We start from the raw sequence: 18313 nt of genomic DNA, 5'->3' as shown, positions 1-18313 counted from the left end.
CTTTTTTAATAGTTCTGGCAAGGCCGCTGAACTACCTACAAATAAATAATTAATTCAGCTCCCGCTGCATTAGGCTGCTTAACCTTTAGGCGGCAGTGCTCAGACCATTATTGCCTGTCACCCCAACTCTTTTCCCATTTCCTTCATTTGGTCATCGGATTGTTACAGCATTTCCAATAACCCAAGATTTACGCTTTTTATTGCTTTTTAAATTTTGTCATACGTGCCTCATCAATTTTAGCGCCCCTTATTATTTCGCACTGGTTAGGTTTCTTACCGTAGCTTATTGATCTGTTAGTCGCTCTGTCGGAGCTGCAGCAATTTATTCATATAAGCTCTGCAACAGTCTTTTCATTGTTATCCATTGCGGCCTTTACGGTTCAATGGAAACACTTGTGATGAAACCACGATGACAAACCTATAAAACCCAATCATTAATTTATATCTATAAAATTCAATCGCTTGATCTGTTTTTCCTAACCAAAACAAGGCTCATGATGAATTTGTGATCTACCTCCACCATTGCATTCATCATGTATTGTTATATTTGTTATGAGTCATCTTATTGTGTAAGTGCCTGCTAAATATTTCATGACCTCAATCACCAGATCATGCGGCCGCTTACTGCCTTCGATTAGACGATGCGATTTGAACCCTACAACTCCATTTGAAAATTAAAAAAGGTAACGATATGGATGGCCAGGAATTACAACGCAAGCTTGGCTTTTGGGCCGTAATGGCAATATCTGTCGGAACGACTGTCGGTTCCGGTATTTTTGTTTCAGTAGGTGAAGTGGCGAAAGCGGCAGGAACGCCATGGCTTACAGTGTTGGCTTTTGTCATTGGCGGACTGATTGTCATTCCACAGATGTGTGTTTATGCGGAACTCTCCACCGCCTACCCTGAAAACGGTGCAGATTATATCTACCTGAAAAACGCTGGCAGTCGGCCGCTGGCTTTTTTGTCGGGGTGGGCAAGCTTTTGGGCAAATGATGCACCCTCTCTGTCGATCATGGCGCTGGCGATTGCCAGTAATTTGGGGTTCCTGATACCGCTCGACCCGCTTACCGGTAAATTTGTGGCAACCGGCCTGATTCTGGCTTTTATGCTGCTGCATTTACGGTCGGTGGAGGGCGGTGCTACCTTCCAGACGCTTATTACTATCGCCAAAGTTATCCCTTTCGCGATTGTTATCGGCATCGGCATTTTCTGGCTCAAAGGTGACAATTTTACCGCCCCAGACACCGCTGCATCCACCAGCGCAGCGGCAGGTATTATGGCGTTATTGGCTGGCATATCGGCAACCAGCTGGTCTTACACCGGTATGGCGTCCATCTGTTATATGACCGGTGAAATTAAAAATCCAGGCAAAACAATGCCACGCGCGCTGATTGGCTCTTGTCTACTGGTTTTAGTGCTTTACTCCTCACTGGCGCTAGTGATCTCCGGGCTAATGCCATTTGATAAACTGGCCGCCTCTGAAACGCCAATTTCTGATGCTCTGACCTATATACCTGCGCTAGGCGGCGTGGCGGGTGTGTTTGTTGCAGTCACTGCCATCATTGTCATTCTCGGCTCGCTTTCAAGCTGTGTGATGTATCAACCGCGCCTTGAGTATGCAATGGCAAAAGATCAGCTTTTTTTCAAATGCTTTGGCCATGTTCATCCTAAATATAACACCCCAGATATCTCGATCATTCTGCAATGCGCACTCGGTATCTTCTTTATCTTCGTTTCCGATCTCACCAGCCTGCTGGGTTACTTCACACTGGTCATGTGCTTCAAAAACACCCTCACCTTCGGCTCCATCATCTGGTGCCGTAAACGTGAAGACTACAAACCGCTGTGGCGTACGCCCGCATTCGGTCTGATGACTTTCGCAGCTATCGCCTCCAGCCTGATCCTCGTTGCCTCCACTTTTGTGTGGGCACCGGTTCCCGGGCTGATCTGCGCCTTGATCATTATCGCTACCGGCCTGCCCGCTTATGCCTTCTGGGAAAAGCGTAACCGCCGTCTGGCCCATGTTTCTTAACCCTGTCTGGAGAAGTATTGCATGTTGAATATTGATAAAAGCACCGTAGATTTCCTGGTCACTGAAAATATGGTACAGGAAGTAGAAAAGATTCTGGAGCACGATGTTCCGCGCGTTCACGCCATTGTTGATGAAATGATTAAACGTGGCATCGACCGCATCTATTTTGTCGCCTGTGGCTCACCGCTGAACGCCGCCCAGACTGCTAAACTTCTGGCGGACCGTTTTTCCAGCCTTCAGGTTTATGCCCTTTCGGGTTGGGAGTTTTGCGATAACACGCCACATCGTCTGGATTCACGTTGCGCGGTTATCGGTGTTTCTGATTACGGTAAAACTGAAGAAGTTATTAAAGCATTGGAGCTGGGCGCCACCTGTGGCGCATTAACCGCTGCCTTCACCAAACATCCCGACAGCCCCATTATCACCGCAGCTGAGCATGTGGTGGCCTATGAAGCGGACTGCATTTGGGAAATTCATTTGCTGCTCTGCTACAGCGTAGTGCTGGAAATGATCACTCGCCTCGCACCTCATCCGGAAGTGGGCAAAATTAAAAACGACCTGCGCAAGCTACCTCAGGCGCTTGGGCACCTTGTGCGTTCCTGGGAGGATGAAGGGCGTCACCTTGGCGAACAGGCAAGCCAGTGGCCAATGATTTACACCGTGGCCGCCGGCCCACTTCGTCCATTGGCCTATAAGGAGGGTATTGTCACGTTAATGGAGTTCACTTGGACTCACGGTTCGGTGATAGAGAGCGGCGAATTCCGTCATGGGCCACTTGAAATTGTCGAACCTGGCGTACCGTTCTTGTTCCTGCTGGGCAACGACGAAAGCCGTCATACCACCGAGCGAGCGATCCGCTTTGTGCGTGAGCGCACCGACAATGTCATTGTTATTGATTATGCCGAGGTCTCTCAAGATCTTCATCCCTGGTTAGCACCGTTCCTGATGTTCGTACCGATGGAGTGGCTCTGTTACTACCTCTCTATTTACAAAGACCATAACCCAGATGACCGTCGCTACTACGGCGGCCTTGTTGAGTATTGATTTCCCTGCCCGGCTTTTCCAAAGGCCGGGCATTAATCTGGGGCAGCGAAATGAAAATTACCTGCATGCATCAGCAACTGCTGATAGCACCTGCGTTTCGTAGGCATCTGTTTCGGGAGACGTTATGAAGCGACTGGCAACAGTAGGCGACAACTGTGTCGATATTTATCCCCAACTCAATAAAGCTTTTTCCGGTGGCAATGCCATAAATGTAGCGGTGTATAGCACACGTTATGGTATGCATCCAACTTGCGTCAGCTGGGTGGGTGACGACGAATATGGCGCGATGTTGAAGCGTGATTTGGGGCAGCAGTGTGTTGATATTTCACATCTGCACACTAAATCCGGCGTAACTGCCCAAACTCTGGTTGAACTTCGCGACAATGAACGCCTTCTCGGAGACTATACAGAAGGCGTGATGGCGGAATTTAAGGTAAGCGACGATGACTTGGCGTGGCTTTGTACTTACGACATTATCCACTCCGCCATATGGGGCCACGCTGAATCCCTGTTTCCGGCGCTTAGAAGGGCCGGAAAAATCACCTCTTTTGATTTTGCCGACAAATGGGAAAGCCCGCTGTGGCACACCTTACCGGAGCATGTTGATTATCTGTTCGCCTCGGCACATAGGGAAAGCCCATGGTTACAGGACCGGTTGCAAACGCTGGTAGCTCGTGGGGCGGGCATCGCTGTTGCAACTCTTGGCGAAAACGGAAGTCTCGCCTGGGATGGCGAACAGTTCCTGAGAGTCCCGTCTCAACGGGTCGATGTCGTTGACACCATCGGCGCGGGAGATGCTTATATCGCCGGTTTCCTCTGTGCTATCGCTACTGGGGCTTCCGTACTGGATGCCATGCAGCAAGGAACACAGAGTGCAGCACACACGATTAGTTATCAGGGGGCTTGGTAGTACAAGAGTTGGCGCGAAGCTGCCCGCGCCAACTCTCTATTACTAAACAATGAATACTTCTATACTCATCACCACTTTTCATAAATTTCAGGGTAGATTCATGCCAGCTACGGAACGCTATTCGCATCAACTTCTTTATGCCACGGTGCGCCAGCGTCTGCTTGATGATATTGCGCAAGGTCTTTATAAACCAGGCCAGCAGATACCGGTCGAAAGCGATCTATGCACGCTGTATAACGTCAGCCGCATCACCATTCGCAAGGCAATTACGGATTTAGTGAAGGATGGCGTGCTGATTCGCTGGCAGGGAAAAGGCACCTTTGTTCAGAGTACAAAGGTCGAGAATGCATTGTTAACCGTGAGCGGCTTTACCGATTTCGGTGTCTCGCAGGGCAAGCCCACCCGTGAAAAAGTGATTGAACAGGAGCGCGTCAGCAGCGACCCGTTTTGCGACAGACTGAATATTCCCGGTAAAGGCGAAATATTCCGCTTATTACGCGTCATGTATCTCGATAACGAACCGTTGTTTATCGATAGTTCCTGGATCCCGCTCTCACGCTTCCCTCACTTTGATGAGATTTACTCTGCCGGAGCCTCAACTTATAAGCTGTTTCAGGAACAGTTTGACACACGTGTCGTAAGCGACAAAAAGACCATTGATATCTTCACTGCTACTAAAACAGAAGCGTCCAGACTGAAGTGCGAGCGCGGCGAGCCGTTGTTCCGCATCAGCAAAATTGCCTATGACCAACACAACAGGCCGGTCCATTACTCAGAATTGTTTTGCCGCGCGAATCGTGTGAGCCTGACAATTGATAATCAAGGGCATTAAACGGTGCACCGTCCGCAGAGGTGCTGGCTGCTTATCCTCTTCAACTTTTAGACCTTAGTAACACTTAGTTGGTGGTGATTTTTTAACCTCATTGACGGGTCATCATAATCATTTCAAATAAGATAATGCCAGTCGCCGCCAGACTGTTGCTTTAGTCCTTTTACCTTCATTTAATAAAGCATTATCATCCTGCTGCTTTACTCTCTGATTTGCTTTATCAGTATTCAAGGTTGATTTTGTTTTAATAGCGCCTATTTTTACTGACAAAGACCAGGAAATATGTCGTTCGTATTATTTTTACGCGTTTCTCTATGATTCATTTCGTCCGATTCATCGAAAATAAAGTTACGAGTTATTACATTTATCATTGTAAAAAATAACCTGACTCCGGTTAAGGATCAAACTCAGGCTGTTTTGACAAAAGCCTAACGTGTTTAAGACGTCATGTTTACTTCACTACTGATTTATTCCAGGTGTTGCTTTAATTCAGAAGAGGCTTGGCTGATCGCGGTGCGCACGGTTGGTTCCTTACTCAATGCATTTAATAATCCATAATCGTGAATCATGCCGTTATAACGCGTCACAGTGACGGGTACGCCAGCGGCATCAAGCTTACGGCCAAAAGCTTCACCTTCGTCACGTAATACATCCAACTCCGCTGTTTGAATCAACGTAGGCGGCAATCCTTTCAGCTGATCGGTAGTGGCACGCAACGGCGATGCCAAAATATTATTTCGATCAGTTTCTGACATTGTGTAGCTGTCCCAAAACCATTTCATCATGTTTTTCGTTAGAAAATGGCCCTCTGCAAACTGTTCATAGGAAGCATCATCGAAGCGCGCATCAGTTACCGGCCAAAACATAACATCGTAGCGAATAGCCGGGGTTTTGAACTGCTTCGCCTGCAACGCGACAGCAGCGACCATGTTTCCACCAACGCTGTTACCGACCAGAGCCAGTCGCTTGCCATCAACTCCGATTTCAGCGCCATGCTCAGCTACCCATTTTGTTGCTTCATATGCCTGCGTAATCGCTACGGGGTAATGGGCTTCGGGTGATGGATCGTAATTCACAAACACCGCTGCTGCACCGGATTCATTCACTAAATCGCGCACCAGTCGTTCATGGGTTGGGAAATCACCCAGCACCCAACCGCCGCCGTGGAAGAACATAAATACGGGTAAGGTACCTTTGATGTTGGCAGGTTTTACAATGGTCAGTTTCAGCGGTTTACCCAGCACATTAATTGTTTTCTCGGAAATCTCTGCGGGCGGTAAAACTACCCCTTCCTGGGCACCGGTTAATACGGCACGTGCGTCTTTGGGTGACAGTTGCTCAATCGGCTTACCGTTACCGCTGTTCAGCACCTTCAGAAAGGCCGCTACGCCAGCGGTGGGTTGGGGAATATTCTCAACAGGTGCGGCCCATGCATTCACGATCTGACTTGCTAAAAGTAAAGCGCCGGCGGTCATTTTCATTTTCATTATCCTTCCTTCTCATTTCTTGCTATTAAGTAGTGCGCTATTTAGTTTTTGGATGGTGACACGCCGCCTCTAAGTTGTAAACTATTAAATAGCGCACTATCTAATTACACCCCATCTCTCTCGGCCTCTGTTCGTCGCTTCCACTTGACCACACTCATCCTTTATTTTATAAGAAACCTTTACATTCAGTTAATTATGTAAATTTTAGTTCTTCTCTAACGCATGTTTTAGACATGATAATGACATCGATACGTTTTACTTATATGTCGATAAAAATCGGTTTTTTAGACATATAAAGCGGCCAGACGAAGTGTCATAAAGAGATTTTCTTATAAATCGCCTGAATACTCTCTTCTCTCAGCATCAGCCCGGCTGACGAATTCTAGTCACGTGATTTACGTCAAAACCTGTGGTCGGATTATTCTTAATTGCAAGCTAATAAATAACGGAAGGTAATTTACTTTGAGCAAAATCAATTTTCCTCGTCAGGCACTGAGGCAGGCTGAGTAACCTTGTTTAGCCTGACGGAGATAACCGGTTTGTTTATTCCTACTTCAACTGTCTGTCGTATGACTGGCATCCTTCCTGCAACGCTCACCAGTTGGCAGACAGCTTCACTCATTAAACCTCCTTGCTCAGAAGGCTACAGTGAGTCACAGGTTGCGCAAATCAGGGTCGTCCGCGCGCTCACGTCATCCGGTGACACGCTCAGTGAAATCTCTACATTGCTTAACGAGTCATGGCATTACCGCCCCAGCGGCTGGGAATTGCGCAGACAGGAATTTATTATTCACCTTCAGTATGGAACAGATGAAACGCGGTCACGTTACCTGTGGAAACTCTATACCCGCTACAGCCCGGGCGATGTTTTAGCCTTCATGCTTACGCCATTGGTTCGATGGCTTTGTAGCGGTAACAGGGAGGAATTGCGCGCCCGTTGTGTTACCTGTCTGCTCAGTCATGCGCTGCGGTTGATCAAAGCAAAACAGGGTTTAGAACATGTTAAACCCGTGCTGAATATGGCGGAGCTTATCAAGCATTATTCCACAAGGACGACTCGTTGCCTCCGACATCTGAATTCCTGAAGACCGGTGTTGCTACGGCTCCGCATTGCACTCTCGCCTTTACGGTCAGTCTTATTCACCTATCCATAGCCGCTTTTGAGGGTGAAGCAAGAGCAGGGACGCTCACTCGCCTGGCAAAAACCGATTGATCACTCGTTCGCTATTTCATGAACCCGCTCACTTATAAACGCCTCGGTCTGAATGCATTCTGTGCCTTAAGCCCCCCTTTTCTCTGCGAATAAATCCATCACTCGTTAAGCTCATCCATCAATGTGTTATCGTTTTCATTCATAAAACCGATTTTATTAACAAATCTACACTTTATTTATCGCTTACCCGCTCGCCCTGTTATCGTTTTCGCGGTAGATTTCTATTTCATTATCATTTTTATTCAAGTGTTAGGGAGTTTGGTCGATGCTGGTGGGTTTCAAAGCGCTTTCAAAACATTATGGGATTGAGCTGGCTCAGCCTCTACGTGTTGAGTCATCTATTGGCACAGTACGAAGCAGCCATGACAGTAATGACCGCGTAGAAAACAAATATCCGCCAAGTTATCGCCCTAATGACGATTTCTCCGGTCACTTTGAGTTTGGACTCAAATACGAAGAGATTCATCTGGAGTTCTTTGCCAGACTTTTTACCGCAACCGGCCCTGAACCCATCGAGATGTGGTGTCGGCGCGAGCCTTTTGGGCAATATGCTCGCCGAACGGGGTTTCTGTATGAATGGCTGACGGGCGTGACATTGAATGTGCCGGATGTGACAAATGGAGGCTATGTCGATGCTATTTCACCTAAAAAATATCTCACGCGAACCGCAGTAAAAAGAGCGAAACGCTGGCGCATCAATGACAATTTGCCGGGGTCAGCCGGTTTCTGCCCACTCGTTCGTCGTACACCCGCAGTAAAGACGGCGTTATCGTTTGATGTGACAGCCGCACTGGCCGATTTAGATAACATTTTCGGCGCGGATATCCTGATGCGTACAGCCAGTTGGCTCACCTTCAAAGAGTCCCGAGCCAGTTTTCTGATAGAGAAAGAAGCCGATCAGGCAGATCGTATACAGCGGTTTGCCCATGTTATTGCTCAATATTGTGGTCAGATTGACGATCCTCTAAGCGATACCAGCCTGCATGCCCTGCAAAAAGGAATACTCGGGCATGATGCACTGGGATTGGGTTTGCGGCGTTCGCCCGTTTTTGTTGGGCAAGCAACGATGCGTGAAGACATCGTCCATTACGTTGCCCCGCAGTTTGAAGATGTCCCGGAATTCATGAATGGACTTAAAGAATTTGAGCTGGCTACACGAGGTGCTGAGCCTCTGGCCCGCGCTGGTGTTATCGCCTTTGGCTTCGTTTACATTCATCCGATGCGCGATGGGAATGGCCGTATTCATCGTTTTTTAATTAACGATACCTTAATACGCGATCGCGCAGTGCCGGATGGCGTCATTCTGCCGGTCTCTGCCACCATCACCAGCTCACTGAATTTTCGCGTTGGGTATGATCGTACGCTTGAAGTTTTTTCGAAGCGATTGATGCGCAGATACGCAACCTCGTATCGTTTTGGTGAGATTATTCACTATGAAGACGGCACGCCGAGTAACTTCTATTTCACTGATTATGAGGATGCACGTTTCGCCTGGCGCTATCCCGATTTAACAGAACATGTGCTGTATACCGCCCGTGTGATTGAGCATACGGTGCGCACTGAAATGGCTGATGAAGCAAGAGTTCTGGTGATTTTCCAGAAGGCACAAGAGCGACTCAAAGACGTGCTTGAAATGCCGGATCAGGATGCCAATCGCATCATCCGTTCACTGAAAGAAAACGGCTGGCGGCTATCCGGCAAACTGAAAAAGGATTATCCACAGCTTGAGGATATAACGCGCGCGCAACGCGTTGTGGATGCCGTGAGATCCGCTTTTGAGGATGATGACATTTAGCGTTAGAAGTGGCTTTTACGGACAAGCGGCTGTTTCAAATGAGAATGACGTTGAAACCATCTTAACCCCTAAAAAGCTGCCGCCTGGCAAAATCTGGCCAACAAAAGTGCATCGTTACTGCGCCTAACGTTTAGCATCTTCAGTATGCGTAGCGTGCGGGCTACATACTGTTGTTAGGCGCAATAGCTGGCCTCATACCGGCTTGATGTTCTGATTCATCCGAAAGAGATTCGTCGGGTCGTACTTATTCTTGAGCTCCACCAGTCGATTGTAGGTGGCTCCGTAAGCGAAAGAAATACGGTCGGTCTCCTCTTCGGTGAGGAAGTTGATGTAAGCACCACTGCTGGCAAACGGTTGTGATTTAGCGAAGAATTCGCGCGCCCAGGCGATGCAGTGTGCATCCTCGGCGGCGGTCTCCCAGCGACCGTGCACATTCATCACGTAATTGGCATCCCGGCTTGAGTAGGCCATTGCCTCGGGCGCTACGCTGGCTGTCTGGCCTCCTATTGTTGCGATAAATATCTCACACTGAGGTGACGGTAATCTGGCCGCGTATTCGATAATGGCATCGATAACACCGTCACTGATTTGCGAGAAGTTGTGAGACTTCCAGTAGTTGCGTGCTCCTTTTGACAAAAGCGGATCGAATGCCTGCTGCCAGGCGATATAAGGCTGCACGCCGATGTGCTCGCCGAGCACCGTGCCAAACCCGCGCAGCGGCTCGATAAGCTTCTCTCCCTCTTTAGGGTCGCCCACATAGCACAGAGCGAGCGCGATCATCTCTTTCCCGTGAAATGCCTCAGGCAGGAAAGGTAGCGGAGGTGCCTTGCGCGTGACCATCCAAACATTGAGCTCATCCGGCATCGTCTCGGTGAATTGGGCGAACTGCGAGATCACTTGCTTTGCCTGATCAAACGCAAAGACGATGAGCCCACTCAGTACGTTCGGCCCAACGGGATGGAGTTGGAATTCGAAGCGAGTAATAACACCGTAATTACCGCCGCCACCTCGAAGCCCCCAAAAGAGATCCGCGTTTTCTGAATCGCTGGCGTGCAGTTGACTGCCATCTGCCGTGACGACCTCTGCGGAAAGCAGATTGTCTACGGTCATACCGTACTTCCGACTCAGCCAGCCGAACCCGCCGCCGAGTGTCAGGCCGGCCACACCTGTAGTCGAATTGATGCCCAGGGGCGTGGCAAGCCCATGTTCCTGCACGACCTCATCAAACTCGTTAAGGGTACAGCCTGGCTCGACGCTGGCCCTTTTGGCGGTCAGGTCTACGTGTACTCCCTTCATCAGCGACAGGTCGATCATCAGGCCGTCGTCGCATACGGCATTACCTGCAATGTTGTGTCCACCTCCTCGGATCGAGATAAGAAGATTTTGCGTGCGCCCAAATTGGATGGCCTGAACGACATCCTCAGGTGATGTGCAGCGGGCGATCAGCGTGGGTTTTCGGTCGATCATGGCATTCCAGATCTGGCGCACTTCGTCGTAGTTTGCATCGTCAGGAAGAACCACCTCGCCCAAGAAATGCGTTTTGAATTCGTCGATATCTGCCTTTAGTAAAGCCTCCATGATTGTCTCCACCAATGTGTATTCCTACTAATTATGGCGGTTTTCCCAAATCCTGATGGTTTGAGGGGTATTAATTAGGGAGTTTATTTACGTTGGTTGTAATCAGGATCAGCACTGGACCACTTATCTGACTGAGGCTGCGCTGCGCGCGATGGGATATGACATGCAAAAGGAGGTCTGCGGTGCGAAAGCGGGTCAACCCTATCCCTGAATCAGTGATCGACCCCCCGCTTTCGGCACTTATTTTCTTCGCTGCAATGTAATGCGGGTCAACTCTGATGGGCGCCCTAATCGCACCGCCACGCCTGGCCACAGCGCAGTTCCGTTGTTCACGTAGAGCTGCATGCCATCTACATTGTACAAACCCGAAACAAAACCCGCGTTGGGTTTAGCAAACAGCCGATCAAATCCGACAATCAAACCACCATGTGTATGGCCAGAGAGCTGTAAATCGACTTTCTGCAGCGCATTTTGCCGGGCATTACGTGGTTGGTGATCGAGCAGAATCACCGGCGCATTTTCCGGTGCACCTCTTAGCGCTTTCGTCAGGTCCGGGCCGATCGTATTTCTTCGAGATGCTGAAGCATCAGGCAGGCCGGCAATCACCAGCTCTGCGCCATCCCGTTTGATGATCGCGTGGCTGTTCAGCAACGGATGCAACCCCAGTGAAGCCAGATGATCGGTCCATCGTTCCTGCTCAAAGAAATATTCGTGATTCCCAGTGATGGCAAACACACCATCTGGCGCATTCAACCCACGCAGCGGCTCAACATCTGCTCTGCGGTTTTGCAGGGTGCCATCAATCACATCACCTGTAACAACGATTAGGTTCGCGTTAAGCGACATCGCTCTTTTCACCAGCGCCGCAGTCCATGTGGCATTAAAGAGCTTAGTGATGTGCAAATCGGTCAGCTGAAGCAACTGGTAACCTTCGAATTCAGCAGGAAGGTTCTCGATTTCAATGGTCACATCTTTTACCGGGGGAACGCGTATCGCCTGATGAACGCTTATCGCGCCAAGCGCAATAGCAAATAGCGCTGCCAGGTAACGCACACCGGGCGCAATCTCCAGGGGATGTCGGAACAACAGCGACATCACCGTAACCGCATCAATCAGTAATTGCGTCATAGCGAGAAATAAAACCGCACTGAAGGCCCAGTTGAACAGAATGATCACCGTTCGGGGCATTTCAGGTGAAAAAATACCGCCCGCAGTAAATCGGCTTATCAAAAGATATTGTGAAGCCAGCAACACCAGCAAGGATAAGATAACTTTTAACACCAGCGGCATGGCTAATGGCAAAACAAAACGTGCGATAACATACCAGCTCGGTATGCTGAAAATCAGATGAAACATCACTCTCTTCCCTGGTTCAAATACGCGCATTCAGCGCAAAAAAATTAACCCGCATTTTTGGAGTTTGTGGTTGAAACGTTACAGAACGGACTAGGTTAAAGACCTGGATAGGCCGTCTGTCAGGGTTGCCATCAACCGCGCCGGGCGCTGATCTGACGCTGTCGTTTGTACTGCGCCGCCTGCGTGGGGGAATCACGGTATCCTTCGCAGGCGCGCGCTGCCGCACATCTCTTTCGCCAGCTCTGCCATTGAGCACGCTATACATTTTTCTCCACATGGCTCATCCATGTCAGGGCTCAGCATAGCCAGAAACTGTTCCTATCAGGTGGCTTTTTATGCTGCTGCATTTTTAATGCTGCTTTCTGCAACCCTGTCTTAATTACACTGACATCCTGCGGGCAACGGGAATGATCACCCGTTCAGCGGCAGAGCGAGAAGTCCAGGCGCGTCGCATGGTGTTTAATGTGATCATGAACAACCAAGATGACAACGCCAAAAACTTCGCGTTTACGCTCAATCAGGCCGAAGAGTGGCAAGTTTCACCCGCCTATGACCTTACCTTTCAAATGGGGCCGGGCGGTCAACATCACTCTTCAGTAGCGGGCTACGGCAGTCAAATCAGTCGTAAGGCGCTCATTAAGGCTGCAAAAGCTGCAGATATTAGCGAAAAAACGCTGAACACAATCATTGAGGAAGTTTGCGACGTGGCGGCCTCGTTTGTGGCCACCGCCATTGCCTTGGGTGATGCGATTCCCTCGGCTGTGATTAAATCAACGGAAGCGAAAATTGAAGCCGCGATTAAGGCGCTTTAGCTAAGCTGTCACGCTGCTATCTCGACCTATATCTTCACTCGGCTTAACTGAAATAAGATGAAGAACTCTGAAAAATCAACTGAAAGGCAGGGATAAAACGCCTCTCAGTTGAGAGAGATTTTAAGACTGGATGAAGGCAAGTAAGTCAGCGTTAATCACATCTGCATGGGTAGTGTGCATGCCGTGAGGATAGCCGGGATAAATTTTAAGCGTGCCATTGGTTAACAACTCATCCTGGAGAACAGAGGCATTCTTATAAGGAACGACCTGATCGTCATCACCTTGCAGAATGAGCGTCGGAACGGTAATGGCCTTGAGATCATCAGTTTGATCGGTTTCCGAAAAGGCCTTAATCCCTTCGTAATGCGCTTTAGCACTGCCGTTCATACCCTGGCGCCACCAGTTCTGAATCGTTCCCAACGAGAGTTCTGCGCCACTTCGGTTAAACCCGTAAAAAGGTCCAGACGCAACATCGAGAAAGAACTGAGCGCGGTTAGCCGCGAGCGCACTGCGAAAGCCATCAAAAACGCCGATCGGCGTACCGCCGGGATTGTTCTCTGTCTTGACCATTAAGGGAGGAACCGCACTGATTAAAACCGCTTTCGCAACCCGACCTTGTGGCTGGCCATACTGCGCTACGTAGCGTGCAACTTCTCCGCCTCCGGTCGAGTGACCGATGTGAACCGTGTCTTTTAAATCCAGATGTTCAACAACGGCTGAAGCGTCAGCGGCGTAATGATCCATATCATGTCCATCACTCACTTGATCCGAGCGGCCATGCCCGCGACGATCAATAGCAATAACGCGGAAGCCTTTTTCCAGAAAAAATAACATCTGTGTATCCCAATCGTCTGCGCTTAACGGCCATCCATGATGAAAGACAATGGGTTTTGCATTCTTGGGGCCCCAGTCTTTAAAAAAGATATTTACACCGTCTTGGGTCGTTACGAATGACATAGTGCGAACTCCTCAGTTGAACGAAGAAAAATCTATACGGATGCTTGGCTTTGCGTATGAGACAGGGGCGCGAGAAGTGGGGCTAAAACATCAAGTGTTCAAAGAGATAGGCAGCGAATCTAAAAAGGTGTTCATCACCTCCGTCGCTGTACGCATGAGATAAAAGGTAGTTTAGATATGAGTATCAATGATCATTGTTTGTGCCGTTTAGGACTAAAGAGCGGAGAGTCGGCGGGTTTTAGCCTGTAAAAAATAAGCTATAAACAGTGAGTTAAGTATTATTAAGCCATTAGAATGATCGGGTATCGCCATAATAAAGCTGACGATACCCGACATCTTATTCACTCACGCGATAGCGATCCAACCAGTGTGCATAAGGCGCGGGTAATACCCACGATGCTTTCTCTTTTTTCAACGCGAGTGCGGCATTGTAGGCCCAATTTGGATTAGCAAGGTGCGCTCTGCCTACCATCACCAAGTCCAGTTCACCTTTTTCAATCGTTTGATTGGCGATAACCGGCGAATCAATACCCCAGGCAGAAGCAACCGGGATCTGAGCTTCTTTTCTCACACGCGCCGAGATCGGGGCGAGGAATGCGGGTCCCCACGGAATGTTTGCATCCGGTGTTGAGAATCCAATACTCACGCTGAGCAAATCCAAGCCGGCTGAACGTAATTGTTTAGTCAGCGCAATAGACTCCTCTAACGTTTCTTCGTCACGGCCATCAAATTCCAGCACACCAAAACGCGCGGTTAAGGGCAGATTTTCGGGCCAAATGTCACGCACGGCATTAAACGTTTCATTCAGAAAACGACTGCGGCCCGCAGCATCACCGCCATATTGATCGGTACGCTTATTAGCGTGAACAGAGAAGAAGCTCTGTGCCAGATAACCATGTGCAAAATGCAGCTCCAGCCATTCAAAACCAGCATCGCGCGCGCGCTTTGCAGCCAGCACAAAGTCATTACGCACTCGGGCGATATCATCCAGCGTCATCTCTGCAGGCACCTGCGGCAGGTTGTTGCCAAAAGCAACGGCCGAGGGAGCGATCGTATCCCAACCACGTCCATCTTCCGCCGCGATATGATCGTCGCCTTCCCACGGTTTGTTGGCACTGGCTTTACGTCCTGCATGGCCAATCTGAATGCCAGGCACCGCGCCTGCCGCTTTGATTTCACGTGCGATGTGGGCCAGTTCAGCGGCCTGCGCGTCATTCCAGATGCCGAGGCAAGCTGGCGTAATCCGCCCTTCTGGGGAAACAGCCGTAGCTTCGACGATAACTAAACCCGCACCACCACGCGCAAGGCTGGTGTAGTGCACGCGATGCCAGTCATTAGCCACGCCGTCTTCGGCGCTGTACTGGCACATCGGCGGAACGGCAATTCGATTGCGTAATGTGACATCTTTCAATGAAAACGGAGAGAATAACCCTGACATTCAAGCCTCTTTATTAGTATCAATTTCAATAACAACTTTGCCGCTAAAGCTGCGATATTTCAGCGCGAGCAATTGCTCTGGCAATTTTTCTAACGAGAACGTTAGCACCGTCTCACCCAGTAGTTTGCCTTGGGCCAGCGCAATAAGCATTAGCTGAGCTTGCGGTGTTAAATGTTGCCACTGTTCGGCATTCCCATGGATATACAGGGTCGTTGATACCCTCTGGCTGATTCACCGGGCAGGATGGCCGCTTTCACGACATAGCGAAGAGGCCATTGTGTTTTTGCGTGAGCACGTTCAATGAATATTAATTTATATCGATAGTAAGCTTTAAAAACAGGCGGTGAATCTAACCCCCTCTCTATTCAGCCATTAGAGCTGAGTACAGGTTGTAATTATCTGCATCAAAACAGACTAAATTAACCCTTTCTATTTTGGCATTTTCACGCAAACAACGCGTAATCACATCCAGAGCAATATTAGCGGCCCGCTCTTTGGGAAAATGATAAATTCCGGTGCTGATGTTTGGGAAAGAGACGGTTTTAATGTCATATTCATCGATAATTTTAAAACAATTTAAGTAGGCACTTCTCAACAGTTCATCTTCGCCGTGATGCCCATCTTGCCAGCGTGGCCCTACCGTATGAATGACATAATCAGCGGGTAGGTTACCGGCTTTTGTGATGACAGCATCCCCTACCTTACAGCCGCCTTGGCGGTTCCTTATTATCTGACACTCTGCCAAAATCGCTGGCCCCCCCGCACGATGTATTGCCCCATCAACACCGCCGCCGCCCAATAACGACGAGTTAGCTGCATTCACAATAGCTTCAGCAGAGACTTTGGTTATATCGCCTTGTAACAAGGTTATTTTGTTCATTCTTTCCCCCTATTCAGACTTACAGAGTGCTTTTCCGCCTAAAGCTGCCTGCTATGACGTTTTTCATTCAACGTTGCTGACAACCTGCTGCTTTCTCTGCCGTCGGCATCGCTCGGAGCAATATTGCACGTCATCCCAACACCTTTCCCATTTCTTACGCCAGGTCATCGGTTTCATGCAGCATTTGCAATAACGCACAGGTAACGCTTTTTTATTGCCTTTAAATTCGGTCATACCTGTCCCATCAATCTAGCGCTACGTTTTTAGTCTTTTTACGTCAACTCACTACCTCATTTTAGCTTACGGATTTGATAAGATCTGGCCGCGCAGATTAACTGAGGCAGCAAATGTACAGGGAAAGCGTGCGCACCCGTCGCGGATCTGGCGGGTGCCGAAATTTGATGATTAAGGTGCGTTGAATACCTGGATTTTTTCCGAAATAGTTAACCTTCGCGACATTCTACGGAGGTATAACAATATTCTTTCTCCGTTACCGATCTAACAATTTTTGATTTAATCCATTCCGTCGGCTCTCTTTTACCGCTTCGTTTGTGTGAGTATATTTTCACTGTGAATCTGGGTGCCTCAAAAGGGAGTTTGAAGATCCTGACCTTGGCGGTCTGTGAAATTTTGCTCGCCACATAAGAGGGAATTGCCATCAGCAGTTCGCTTTCCGCAATAATGAAGGGAGCGCCAAGCATTGACGGGGTTTTAATGACAACTTTGCGTTTTAACCCCAACCGTTCAAGGTGTGAATCAAGCAGCCCCTGCTTTTCATTCCAGGGCGTAACGACTAAATGCCCGGCAGACAGATACTCGGCCAAATCCAGGCTGGAACGCTGCTCAGTGCTGATGACGATAAACTCGTCGCTGAATAAATCCGTTTCCTCCAAATCGGGATGATTAAGTCCGCCCGGCTCGCTGAAGCTAAGCGCCATATCAATCTCACCGGCGAGTAATTCATTGAGAGCCGGATTGTGGGGTAAATGGCAGAGCTCAAAACTCAGGTGTGGCGCTTCGTCTTTTAGCGCCTTCATTAGGCCGGGAAATAAGCAAAAGGCCGTGTAATCCGTAACGGCAATTTTAAAGCTGACGTCACTGGTTCGTGGGTTAAAGGGCTGAGCGGGACAAAGATGCTTATTAAGCGCCATGAGTGCTTCAGCAATGTAGGGCGCTAACTGGCAAGCATAGACGCTGGGACACATTTTATGACCGTCCCGATAAAACAGCGGATCTTTTAGAAATTCCCGCAGTCTGGAAAGTGCATGACTTAGCGCGGACGTGCTCATAGAAAGCTCTATCGCGGCCAGCCTCACTGAGTTATGCCTGAAAACGGCGTCGAAAACCGGCAGAAGGTTTAAATCAAGTCTCCTCAGCACATGATGCATGAGATTCACCTTTCGTTGATTTTATTGCACTTATTTCATCGAACAATAACGATTATGCTGGTTAGCTTCAATCTTATTGAGAAAGCGATAACTTATGGGCGTGACTATTCGACAGGCGTATCCCGAAGATGCAGAAATTATCTACAACATGATCGTTGAATTATCCATTTACGAGCAGGGTCTGCAGCAACCTCTAACAAACGCAGAGGAGATCAGGAATACGTTGTTTGGTTCCAATAGTAATACTGAAGCCTTCATTTGTGAGATTGACGGGATCACTGCCGGATATGCTGTGGTATCAACCAGCTATTCAGCCTGGCTGGGACGCAGCGGTTTATACATGGAAGATCTCTATTTCTCTCCAAATTACCGCGGTTTAGGCGCAGGTAAAGCCCTGCTTCAGTTCATCGCACAGCAGGCGATAAAACGTCAGTGTGGTCGTATTGAATGGAGTGTCCTGAACTGGGATCAGTCCGCTAAAGATTTCTATCTCAGCATTGATGCCCTGCCCTTAAATGAATGGGTTCGTTATCGCCTTGATGGTGCAGCTTTACAGAAGTTTGCTGAAGCTGGCGCTAACTGAAGCCGTTGTCA

Annotated in this window: 17 protein-coding genes; 8 read left to right on the top strand and 9 right to left on the bottom strand. The window is 48.9% G+C overall.

Annotated elements, in window-relative coordinates; genetic code table 11:
* Window positions 1-691: 691 nt before the first annotated feature.
* The 4 genes from frlA to SC127_RS07180 all read left to right on the top strand — a co-directional run bounded on the left by frlA (window position 692) and on the right by SC127_RS07180 (window position 4818).
* A complete protein-coding gene (gene frlA, locus SC127_RS07195; RefSeq protein WP_332625885.1) occupies window positions 692-2032 on the top strand; it encodes a fructoselysine/psicoselysine transporter FrlA in 1341 nt (446 codons plus the stop codon).
* A gap of 21 nt (window positions 2033-2053) precedes the next feature.
* Window positions 2054-3076: a fructoselysine 6-phosphate deglycase gene (gene frlB, locus SC127_RS07190; RefSeq protein ID WP_332625865.1), complete on the top strand. Its 1023-nt coding sequence runs from the start codon at window positions 2054-2056 to the stop codon at window positions 3074-3076.
* Between the two features lie 124 nt (window positions 3077-3200).
* Window positions 3201-3986 (top strand): fructoselysine 6-kinase, encoded by a 786-nt coding sequence (frlD, locus tag SC127_RS07185; protein WP_332625864.1) that lies wholly within the window; start codon window positions 3201-3203, stop codon window positions 3984-3986.
* Window positions 3987-4086: 100 nt separating this feature from the next.
* Window positions 4087-4818, top strand: coding sequence for a GntR family transcriptional regulator (locus SC127_RS07180; protein ID WP_332625863.1), 732 nt, complete (start codon window positions 4087-4089; stop codon window positions 4816-4818).
* Between the two features lie 464 nt (window positions 4819-5282).
* Here the strand turns inward: SC127_RS07180 and SC127_RS07175 are convergent, their stop codons facing one another.
* Window positions 5283-6302, bottom strand: coding sequence for an alpha/beta hydrolase (locus tag SC127_RS07175; protein WP_332625862.1), 1020 nt, complete (start codon window positions 6300-6302; stop codon window positions 5283-5285).
* A 512-nt stretch (window positions 6303-6814) separates the two neighbouring features.
* Between SC127_RS07175 and SC127_RS22565 the strand changes: the two genes are divergently transcribed.
* Both SC127_RS22565 and SC127_RS07170 read left to right on the top strand, forming a co-directional pair.
* Entirely contained in the window at window positions 6815-7387 is a 573-nt protein-coding gene (locus tag SC127_RS22565) for a MerR family transcriptional regulator (RefSeq protein ID WP_442955740.1), read from the top strand.
* A gap of 393 nt (window positions 7388-7780) precedes the next feature.
* On the top strand, window positions 7781-9310 hold the full coding sequence (locus SC127_RS07170) for a Fic family protein (protein ID WP_332625861.1): 1530 nt from the start codon (window positions 7781-7783) through the stop codon (window positions 9308-9310).
* A gap of 192 nt (window positions 9311-9502) precedes the next feature.
* Here the strand turns inward: SC127_RS07170 and SC127_RS07165 are convergent, their stop codons facing one another.
* Together SC127_RS07165 and SC127_RS07160 are read right to left on the bottom strand one after the other, a co-directional pair.
* A complete protein-coding gene (locus SC127_RS07165; protein WP_332625860.1) occupies window positions 9503-10888 on the bottom strand; it encodes an FAD-binding oxidoreductase in 1386 nt (461 codons plus the stop codon).
* A gap of 240 nt (window positions 10889-11128) precedes the next feature.
* Complete coding sequence (locus tag SC127_RS07160) at window positions 11129-12244, bottom strand: metallophosphoesterase (RefSeq protein WP_243079454.1); 1116 nt, start codon at window positions 12242-12244, stop codon at window positions 11129-11131.
* A gap of 362 nt (window positions 12245-12606) precedes the next feature.
* Between SC127_RS07160 and SC127_RS07155 the strand changes: the two genes are divergently transcribed.
* A complete protein-coding gene (locus tag SC127_RS07155) occupies window positions 12607-13056 on the top strand; it encodes a HipA domain-containing protein (RefSeq protein ID WP_332625884.1) in 450 nt (149 codons plus the stop codon).
* Between the two features lie 120 nt (window positions 13057-13176).
* Here SC127_RS07155 and SC127_RS07150 read toward each other — a convergent pair whose 3' ends face one another.
* The 6 genes from SC127_RS07150 to SC127_RS07125 all read right to left on the bottom strand — a co-directional run bounded on the left by SC127_RS07150 (window position 13177) and on the right by SC127_RS07125 (window position 17719).
* Window positions 13177-14013 carry an alpha/beta fold hydrolase gene (locus tag SC127_RS07150; protein ID WP_243079452.1) on the bottom strand — a complete coding sequence of 279 codons (837 nt, stop codon included), beginning with the start codon at window positions 14011-14013 and terminating at the stop codon, window positions 13177-13179.
* A gap of 337 nt (window positions 14014-14350) precedes the next feature.
* Complete coding sequence (locus SC127_RS07145; RefSeq protein WP_243079451.1) at window positions 14351-15451, bottom strand: NADH:flavin oxidoreductase/NADH oxidase; 1101 nt, start codon at window positions 15449-15451, stop codon at window positions 14351-14353.
* The gene (locus tag SC127_RS07140) at window positions 15452-15601 is read right to left on the bottom strand and encodes a hypothetical protein (RefSeq protein WP_332625859.1); all 150 of its coding nucleotides are present in this window, start codon (window positions 15599-15601) and stop codon (window positions 15452-15454) included.
* Between the two features lie 211 nt (window positions 15602-15812).
* Window positions 15813-16331, bottom strand: a complete 519-nt coding sequence (locus SC127_RS07135; RefSeq protein ID WP_332625858.1) for an O-acetyl-ADP-ribose deacetylase — start codon at window positions 16329-16331, stop codon at window positions 15813-15815.
* A gap of 63 nt (window positions 16332-16394) precedes the next feature.
* Window positions 16395-16565 carry a DUF2256 domain-containing protein gene (locus SC127_RS07130; protein ID WP_332625857.1) on the bottom strand — a complete coding sequence of 57 codons (171 nt, stop codon included), beginning with the start codon at window positions 16563-16565 and terminating at the stop codon, window positions 16395-16397.
* Between the two features lie 209 nt (window positions 16566-16774).
* Entirely contained in the window at window positions 16775-17719 is a 945-nt protein-coding gene (locus tag SC127_RS07125) for a LysR family transcriptional regulator (protein ID WP_332625856.1), read from the bottom strand.
* Window positions 17720-17813: 94 nt separating this feature from the next.
* Between SC127_RS07125 and SC127_RS07120 the strand changes: the two genes are divergently transcribed.
* Window positions 17814-18302: a GNAT family N-acetyltransferase gene (locus SC127_RS07120; protein WP_332625855.1), complete on the top strand. Its 489-nt coding sequence runs from the start codon at window positions 17814-17816 to the stop codon at window positions 18300-18302.
* Window positions 18303-18313: the final 11 nt, after the last annotated feature.

Origin of the sequence: Pantoea sp. T14 (genome assembly GCF_036663535.1) — a bacterium.
Classification (GTDB): domain Bacteria; phylum Pseudomonadota; class Gammaproteobacteria; order Enterobacterales; family Enterobacteriaceae; genus Pantoea; species Pantoea phytostimulans.
This window is presented reverse-complemented; position numbering and strand designations above follow the sequence as displayed.

Bases quoted from the DNA above. Each gene is read 5' to 3' on its own strand.
- frlA (WP_332625885.1), top strand. From the start codon at position 692: ATGGATGGCCAGGAATTACAACGCAAGCTTGGCTTTTGGGCCGTAATG.
- frlB (WP_332625865.1), top strand. From the start codon at position 2,054: ATGTTGAATATTGATAAAAGCACCGTAGATTTCCTGGTCACTGAAAAT.
- frlD (WP_332625864.1), top strand. From the start codon at position 3,201: ATGAAGCGACTGGCAACAGTAGGCGACAACTGTGTCGATATTTATCCC.
- SC127_RS07180 (WP_332625863.1), top strand. From the start codon at position 4,087: ATGCCAGCTACGGAACGCTATTCGCATCAACTTCTTTATGCCACGGTG.
- SC127_RS07175 (WP_332625862.1), bottom strand. From the start codon at position 6,302: ATGAAAATGAAAATGACCGCCGGCGCTTTACTTTTAGCAAGTCAGATC.
- SC127_RS07170 (WP_332625861.1), top strand. From the start codon at position 7,781: ATGCTGGTGGGTTTCAAAGCGCTTTCAAAACATTATGGGATTGAGCTG.
- SC127_RS07165 (WP_332625860.1), bottom strand. From the start codon at position 10,888: ATGGAGGCTTTACTAAAGGCAGATATCGACGAATTCAAAACGCATTTC.
- SC127_RS07160 (WP_243079454.1), bottom strand. From the start codon at position 12,244: ATGTTTCATCTGATTTTCAGCATACCGAGCTGGTATGTTATCGCACGT.
- SC127_RS07150 (WP_243079452.1), bottom strand. From the start codon at position 14,013: ATGTCATTCGTAACGACCCAAGACGGTGTAAATATCTTTTTTAAAGAC.
- SC127_RS07145 (WP_243079451.1), bottom strand. From the start codon at position 15,451: ATGTCAGGGTTATTCTCTCCGTTTTCATTGAAAGATGTCACATTACGC.
- SC127_RS07140 (WP_332625859.1), bottom strand. From the start codon at position 15,601: ATGCTTATTGCGCTGGCCCAAGGCAAACTACTGGGTGAGACGGTGCTA.
- SC127_RS07135 (WP_332625858.1), bottom strand. From the start codon at position 16,331: ATGAACAAAATAACCTTGTTACAAGGCGATATAACCAAAGTCTCTGCT.
- SC127_RS07130 (WP_332625857.1), bottom strand. From the start codon at position 16,565: ATGACCGAATTTAAAGGCAATAAAAAAGCGTTACCTGTGCGTTATTGC.
- SC127_RS07125 (WP_332625856.1), bottom strand. From the start codon at position 17,719: ATGCATCATGTGCTGAGGAGACTTGATTTAAACCTTCTGCCGGTTTTC.
- SC127_RS07120 (WP_332625855.1), top strand. From the start codon at position 17,814: ATGGGCGTGACTATTCGACAGGCGTATCCCGAAGATGCAGAAATTATC.